Annotated in this window: 1 protein-coding gene; it reads right to left on the bottom strand. The window is 42.4% G+C overall.

From position 1 onward, the window contains the following. Positions 1-17: 17 nt before the first annotated feature. Positions 18-776: an IS5 family transposase gene (locus JMX82_RS14165; protein WP_025651202.1), complete on the bottom strand. Its 759-nt coding sequence runs from the start codon at positions 774-776 to the stop codon at positions 18-20. Between the last annotated feature and the right edge of the window lie 91 nt (positions 777-867).

Below are 867 nucleotides of genomic sequence, written 5' to 3'. Positions count from 1 at the left end.
TAGGGTGTGTATAGAATTCAAATCAAGGGCAACCAGATAAAGACACAAGCGAGCATTACCGCCGCTGCAAAGCTATCTTTGAGCTTATCATATCGCGTGGCAATGCCCCTAAAATGTTTCAATCTAGCAAAAGCGTTTTCTACCAAATGACGGCAACGATACAAATACCAATCTAGTGTGTCGTTACTGCTTTTAGAGTTCGACTTAACAGGTATGACTGACTGAGCACAGTGCTTGAAGATACACTCTCTAATATCGCTACTATCGTAGCCCCTGTCTGCAATCACCGCTTTAGTCTGGTTGTTAATGGTACTACATATCAACGCCTTTGCCATCTTAGAGTCATGTACTTGCCCACCTGACAGCTCAACATGTATAGGGTTGCCACAAGCATCGACCACTAAGTGCAGTTTGCTGCTATTACCTGCAACGCTTTTACCAATGGCCTCATCAAGATGACTGGCTGCGCCTGTACTATGCTGATGAGCTTTGACCACGCTACCGTCTATAAATAACCATTCACTATCATAGTTTGCTGTGACTATCTTCATGAGCTTTTGCCATTTACCGGTTTTACGCCAGTAACGGTATTGATGATATATGCTAGACCAATGACCAAAATAAGAAGGTAAGTCTCGCCATGGACAGCCTACTCGTATGCGGTACAACATGCCTTCAACGGTACGTCTTAGATTGGGCTTGTTATATACGTTAATTTGTCGCAATATAATAAATAGCTTGTGCCAATGTTCATCGTTGAGCTTAGTGCGAGCCATAAGTGACGCCTTGTTTCTTTGTTGTGGTAAACATTAGAGTAAGGCGTTGCTTATTTTTTTCAATGCTTTCTCAATTCTATACAGTCCCTAG

It is taken from the genome of Psychrobacter sp. 1044 (genome assembly GCF_904846525.1).
Classification (GTDB): Bacteria; Pseudomonadota; Gammaproteobacteria; order Pseudomonadales; family Moraxellaceae; genus Psychrobacter.
Note: the sequence above shows the minus strand (reverse complement) of the source record. Positions and strands in the feature narration are given on the sequence as shown.

Bases quoted from the DNA above. Each gene is read 5' to 3' on its own strand.
- JMX82_RS14165 (WP_025651202.1), bottom strand. From the start codon at position 776: ATGGCTCGCACTAAGCTCAACGATGAACATTGGCACAAGCTATTTATT.